Source organism: Variovorax sp. P4_D9 (assembly GCF_056401695.1).
The window spans coordinates 1-6,246 of the sequence record NZ_JBFUIU010000537.1 but is presented as its reverse complement, the minus strand read 5'-3'; the positions used below and the strand labels follow the sequence as shown (position 1 = coordinate 6,246).

5 protein-coding genes and 1 pseudogene are annotated in these 6,246 nt (G+C 58.7%); 2 read left to right on the top strand and 4 right to left on the bottom strand.

From position 1 onward, the window contains the following. From AC1DY5_RS38015 to AC1DY5_RS38005, 3 genes are all read right to left on the bottom strand, one after another. The coding region (locus tag AC1DY5_RS38015; RefSeq protein ID WP_478119630.1) for a hypothetical protein at positions 1–1,686 on the bottom strand (1,686 nt) is incomplete at its 3' end. Continuing rightward, entirely contained in the window at positions 1,683–2,825 is a 1,143-nt protein-coding gene (locus AC1DY5_RS38010; protein ID WP_478119629.1) for a hypothetical protein, read from the bottom strand. The genes AC1DY5_RS38015 and AC1DY5_RS38010, both read right to left, overlap by 4 nt. Before the next feature lie 24 nt (positions 2,826–2,849). Next, complete coding sequence (locus tag AC1DY5_RS38005; protein WP_478119628.1) at positions 2,850–3,338, bottom strand: pyrophosphatase; 489 nt, start codon at positions 3,336–3,338, stop codon at positions 2,850–2,852. Positions 3,339–3,685: 347 nt separating this feature from the next. Between AC1DY5_RS38005 and AC1DY5_RS38000 the strand changes: the two are divergent. Then, positions 3,686–3,853: pseudogene (locus AC1DY5_RS38000) on the top strand (IS21 family transposase); the annotation flags it as partial. Next, positions 3,846–4,163 (top strand): hypothetical protein, encoded by a 318-nt coding sequence (locus AC1DY5_RS37995; protein ID WP_478119627.1) that lies wholly within the window; start codon positions 3,846–3,848, stop codon positions 4,161–4,163. The pseudogene AC1DY5_RS38000 and the gene AC1DY5_RS37995, both read left to right, overlap by 8 nt. A 1,792-nt stretch (positions 4,164–5,955) precedes the next feature. On the opposite strand, the gene AC1DY5_RS37990 is transcribed toward AC1DY5_RS37995, so the two are convergent. Then, positions 5,956–6,141, bottom strand: coding sequence for a hypothetical protein (locus tag AC1DY5_RS37990; protein WP_478119626.1), 186 nt, complete (start codon positions 6,139–6,141; stop codon positions 5,956–5,958). Positions 6,142–6,246: the final 105 nt, after the last annotated feature.

Sequence of the window (6,246 nt, the reverse complement as noted above, 5' to 3'; positions counted from 1 at the left end):
GGACCCCTGGATGAAGTCCGCGACATGCTGCAACGACGCTTCGACAACTGCGGGCAAGGCGCCAGGTACTGTGACGGAAGTCAACTGAGCTTTAGCGGCGAGGTTGGCATAGGCGTGCCAGGCGGTATCAGCACCATCGGAGCCGATAGGCAACGTTAGCCACGAAGAGAACCCGTAATCCCTCGGACTGGCGTTCTTCACCAGGAATTGCTGCAATCGGAGCCAAGTCTCCGTGGTTTGCGGTATGCCGACTGCTACCATGAAATGTCGCGGCACATTCGGCTTCAAATACTCGCGCAGATCACGGCTGATTTCGCGCATCAAGCCACCATCTCCCACCACGGCCTGAACAACCAGCACGCCCTTCGCGTCGCGAAGCGTGTCGGCCGCGAGTTCACCGTAGCTTGTGAGGGCAGGCGGGGAACTTCCGCCCTTGGCCTCATGCAACCTCCGCGCAGCCTTGATCGCCAAAGCTCTGGAGCCATCGTCTTCGGCGTGTACCAAGTGATCGATGGATACCGGTACCCGCCAGGCGATCTCGTCGTCGAGCCAACGCTCGAGCTCTTGGCTATTGGCTACCGCACCGCTATCCACGCACACCAGTCGAGGCACCCCACTACCGCGTCCCGTGGCGTTGAGGCCCATAGTTCCGCCGATGCCCAACTGCTTCAGGTAGAGTGAGAGCGCCTTCGGAGTGTGTATCTGCCCAAGCGTGACGGCACGCGGAGGCTTCGCTTTGGAAGCGAAGTGTTCACCGAACAACTCGATCTGAGTCTCGGTACCATCCGCTATTTGCTTTTCAATGGCCGGATCGATGTCGTCGAGCGAAATTAATACCTCGMCCCTGCGCGCCTTCCGACTCACGTCGATGAGCGTGATAAGTCGATCTCCCTCGAATCCTTGATCGTGCAGGCGCCGCGCCATGCCCCCGCTTGTGGATGCGGAGACTACGACTGCATAGAGCTCAGTCGGCGGCGACAGCCTCGAGATTTCGTCGTAAGAGTGAAAGCTATGGATGCTGGCCGAACTGCACGCGAAGCTGAGTGCCTCTCGAACGAGCGAGTAAATGCCCATGCTGTCGATGTAGACCTGCGTGAGATGGGTCTGTCGCAGCGTCGGCAGCGCGCATGCAAGGCACCGACCAGCGAACGCGAGCTCGGCTTCGCTCGTAGCAAGTTCCCGTGCCTGAATGAACAGCTTGTTGACAGTCTTAGAAGGATGTTTGAACACATGGCCGGCTGGGGCTACCTGGACGACCGGGTTGGCGCCGACAAGCGCCCTGAGCCCCTGCTCGACAAAGGATTGCGTCGGCAGGGCGAATGCGTGGGAGCTAGCGGCGCTATCCGTGTGGGTGATGTTCAGCCCTTCATTCGCGTCCCATCCGGCGAACTGGTAGGACTTGACGAACGGCATGTGCCGGTGAATCCCCCTTTCCTTAAAGACGCCCCGATCAGCCGAGTGCTGCGTCCAACACTGGTACAGGGTATTGAGGCTGGTCGCGTCAGAGATGACGAGCACGCAGTCCGGCAGCGTCTGCAGGCTCTTGAGGGACGTCGTTAATTCGTCGAAGAACTCCATAGCGGTGATTGAGCGCCTCGTGTCGAAGAAAACGCACAGCGCCTCCACGTCGTATCCAGTCGTCGTGCAACGCCCCCGAGCACTAAAGGAGTAGGCCTTGCGAATCATCGTCTGATCGGCAAGATGAGGGAAACCACCGCACCGACGGCAGGCGCAAGGGGTAAGGTCGACCACTCGCCGAACTGAAACACATCACCGGCATCACCTGGTTTGAACGACCGGAAGATTCTCAATCGACCGCTGCGGATGGTCATCAAGCCGCCGACTTGTCGAAGTGCTTCCAGGACGTCCGGGATGCCATTGCCGGCTCCCGTTTCTGTCTTCGTCGTCGCGTTTTTCTTCAAGCTGGTGAGCACAGCTTCTCGTTCGTCGTCCAACGACAGGTCGGACAAGGGTCGGCCTGTTTTCCGGCTGGCGAAGCCAGGCCCAGTGTCGAAAAAGCTCAACTGCAGGCACCGGAGTGCGGAGGAGGCACCTCCACGCACTGGAACCTGCTCTCGGTCCCAGAAGTCACGAAGCGCCGGATGTCCACAGAAATCGTCTGCGTAGGACTCGCTGGTCATCTCCTGCCAACTCATGATCAGTCCTTCGACATGCTCCGCGTAAGGCCTACCTACGTGGTCCCGGGTAGCATGCTCCTGAGTGTTCTTCATCAACTCGCTGGCGAAGGTGGCGCAAGACCTTAGAAAATCCTGCGGAATATGTTCGGCATCGGCTTTGGCCACGTAGTCACTGAGCGCCCGGAGGATGAGATACATACCTTCCTTGCCCTTGACCGCACGCTCGTTGCGTTCTGTGAAAAGCGGCCTGAGATACTGGACTTTCGATCCGCTGACGCATGTGAAATCGATCGTCCGGCCTTTGATGACCTCCGCCCACTGCAGCCGATCGGTGGCCGTCATCTTCTCGACAGCCGGTGCCAAAGCATCGCGCCTGCTCACCTGCTTGTCGCCGACCGCGACGCCATCGCACATCCGAAGAGCCGCGATCCCCGGCGCGTAACCGCACAACTCGTCGAGCACTGCAGGAGGATTGTTGGCGGGGTGATATGACAAGGGGCAGTCGGCGGAAAACCGCGCCCACGTCGCCAGGAGTTGTAGGCGAGCGGCATCGTGAAGCGCGCCTCGGCGCTTGCCAACAAAGTCCTTGGGGACCTGTAGCGCGACGCCGCGTGCACCCACCACCCGGTGCATGGACTGCTCAATTTGGTTGAGAGACCACTTATCAGAAAGCGCCAGCGGAGCCATGCGTGTTCCTGCTCCGGTTAGCGTTCAGCGCCTGGATTCCATCAGTTGTGACAGCAACTCCTTGATCTTGGGTTCCGGTCTCCAGTAGTTTGGCCCCTTGAGGAACTTGCCATTGCTATCGTAGATTGGGTTGCCGTCTGCGCCCAGCTTGCTATTGTTGCTGTCCATGATGACGTCCAGCACTTGCTCCAGTGGTAGCCCGTACTTCAATGCCTCCGAGCGGCAGTAGACGATGATGTCGCCAAGCAGATCGGCGATTGCCACCGCGACATCGACCTTGGAAATCCCGGTCCTCGCCATTGCGACGATGTCGTCTATCTCCTGAACCTCATCCATTAGCGTTGCCTTGAACTTGGCCAGACGCTCTGCGACATCGTCCGGAACGGTAGGGGCCTCGTGGGCGGCGAGACGGTACATCGCATTCATGGCGGCGATGCGATCGGCGAAGGTACTAGTCATGATGTCGATGGCAGGAATGGAACTGCCGCAGAGGATAACCGCCAAGGCGCGCATGGGTCGGAGAGGCGAGGCAGAAGCTTCAGCGCATCTGACGCCTGCCCTCCGCTCAGGAACTCGCTGTAGCCGGGCCCGAACGGCTGCCTGCATGGCGTTGAGGTCGACCAAGGTCTTCATCGACAGACCCCAAGCCAAAGACAGCCAAGGCACCCCCGGCAGTCGCATTAGAGCCCAGGCGGCAACGGAAATCGGCTACGAGAACCTCACAAAACCTCACATTGCCGCTGCTGCGATTGAGAAAGCGAGGGTGCCCAGCAGGGATCGAACCCAGACCACTGTAGACGAAGAATTTGCGCGAGGGACGGTGCTGGTGCCCGTGGAGGTGAAGGCTGAACGGTGCGCCGCCCTCGGGGCGCGTGAGCGTCGAACACGTCATTAACGTGCTCGCGCGTCTGAACGCAGTGCCGCGGCCGGCCAACGTGGAGACGTCGCTGCAGGTGCTGACACCGCCGATCGCCGACACGGCCCGATATGACCGGCTGCGCGACATCCAGGAGACCGACCATGCGTGACGTCATTGCCGAACTCAAGGCGCTGCGTCTGCACGGCATGGCCGGGAGCCGGGCCAATCTGATCGGCAGAACAACGCCGAGCTGGAGCGATCGTTTGCTCGTCGAGCAGATGCTGCGTGCCGACGTGACGGAGCCCGCCACGCGCTCGGAGAGCCACCGGATGAACGCCGCGAAGACCTCGCGGGGTTCGACCTCGAGCGTGAACGAAAGTTGGCACCCGATGGCAATGATGGCTACATGGTGGCTACATGACAACAGAAGACAAGAAAAAAGCCCAGCAATGCCGGGCTTTGTATTCCGCTCTAAGTGATTGATTCACTTGAACTTTTGTTCTGGTGGCCTGGGGCGGAATCGAACCACCGACACGCGGATTTTCAATCAGTCAGGCGCGACGGCGGCCTAGCGCATTGATGTTCGGCCATCCGCGTGCACGGATGGCGGTAGGAGCGGCCGCAGCCGCGGGTGCCAAATCGGGCTCCAGATTTTGCACTGGTGGTGGAAGGGGCCAGCCTCGTCGAGCGGGTGTGTAGTTCCCGTGTAATCGCGCGCGGGAAATTACACAAACATCAGGAACACGCGGGAATGATCATCAAGGCGAAATCGGCCGTAAACCCGCATGGATGCTCACTTTTCGACTTTTCGAGCAATCTTGGGAACAGCCGTGGCGACTACTCTTAATCCGTAGGTCGAGTGTTCGAGTCACTCAGGGCCCACCAGCAAACCCCTCACTGGTATAGAAACGGCGCTATCAAAATGATAGCGCCGTTTTCTTTTTGGAGTTCAATATGAGACGCCAATGTGCCGCGTCACATATCCAGTACCTGCCGCACGAGCCGATGCGAGACACAAAAGCAGGCGCTGATTGCAGCGCCTACGATGCGCCCTTTTGTCGCTGGAGCTCCAGACCATGGCAACAGGCGAAAAGCGATTCCCGAGGGATGTTTTCACCAAGAAGCTGAAGCGAATTTGCCAGGGACGAGTGCGACCGCCGAACGATCCTTCAGGCACTTCTTATTTCGCAGCCGCCAGTACACAGCCGACGTCACTGTCACGTCGATCTGGGTAGCGGGGTCCTACGCTCGCGGTGCGTTCAATTGCGGGGACCTGGATGTGGTGTTCCAAGCGGAGGAAACGCGCAACATGCCGAGCCAGTCCGCGATCACCAGGAGCTTCTTCGGCACCCTCGCCTACGTGCGGTACTACATAGGAGATCCGCAGAAAAACGCGTCCGGAATCGAGTTCCCTGATGCCGTGCAGATATGGTCGTGCCCAGGTTGCGACTRGGCGACGGCAATTACTGAGCCGGCCCATAAATAGTGCGTAACGTTATTTGGCGGCATGCATCGTCTCTACTTTGATCGTCGCTTCACCATCTGCTTTCGGTGGACCACGGGGAGGGACCGAAGTCGTGAAGTTCAAGACGACCTCAACTTCGGTGTACGGCAACGCATGCGACAACACATCTTGCGCGACGTTCAGTGCGTCAGTTTACGATGACCAAAATGGAGTGCTGCAAGGCAATTTTTATGCTCAGATCTTTTATTTTGGGTTCCCTGCCCCTCCCTCTCAACTTGTCACTTGTAGTGGGCCGGCATATGCAAACATTCTTGCCGTGAATTGAATCAGCGCAACTGGAAAACCACTTTTAATGCCACGGTCAGTGGCTCAGATTCTGGCTGCTACTCCACCTCCGCCGGCACGATTACCTAAAACTAACCGGAATTCCCGATGGGACCTACCATGATTCCAAGTGGCCACGGCACAGTCACGGCTGACAACGGGTACAAAGTCAATTATCTCTGCTATCGAGTTATACCCCCGCAACGAAAAAGCACCGGCCGTTTCCAGTCAGGGCAAGAGGTCAGTGGTCGACCCTGGAGACAACTGTGCCGGTTACGCGATCCGGCCGTATGACACCCGATTCAGGCCCAAGCTATGACGCTCTGAGGCGGTCAGTGGAGGATGGCTACTTCTGCGTTCGCGGGGCGCCGACCCGCTGCTACAGGCTCCCCATGGGCATATGCGCCTTAAGCCGCCTACGCATTCGAAATCGAAAAATCCGCCTCAAGGCGGCGCCCCAATTGGGCTGTGAAGCAAAGACGTCAGGGAACTACAGCAATATCRTCATCAGGCGTGGCAATGGCAGGAAGGCGGACCCACGATCCGCTCGGAACTTCATCGGAGTAGTTGTAGGTCATCGCCCACATTGACCCATCGTCTTGCAGCGCGACCAGCGCTACATGCTTTTCGCCGATTGGCGACGCAGAAATCTGAACCGTCTTTGCCATTTGCATCTCCTCGCACCGACATTGGCGCCGGAGGATTGTGGCTTCGTCACTCCACAAACGAAAGAACCGCCTTGTTGGGGCGGCTTGCTGCGGAGACACCTTTCC

Bases quoted from the DNA above. Each gene is read 5' to 3' on its own strand.
- AC1DY5_RS38005 (WP_478119628.1), bottom strand. From the start codon at position 3,338: ATGCGCGCCTTGGCGGTTATCCTCTGCGGCAGTTCCATTCCTGCCATC.
- AC1DY5_RS37995 (WP_478119627.1), top strand. From the start codon at position 3,846: ATGCGTGACGTCATTGCCGAACTCAAGGCGCTGCGTCTGCACGGCATG.
- AC1DY5_RS38010 (WP_478119629.1), bottom strand. From the start codon at position 2,825: ATGGCTCCGCTGGCGCTTTCTGATAAGTGGTCTCTCAACCAAATTGAG.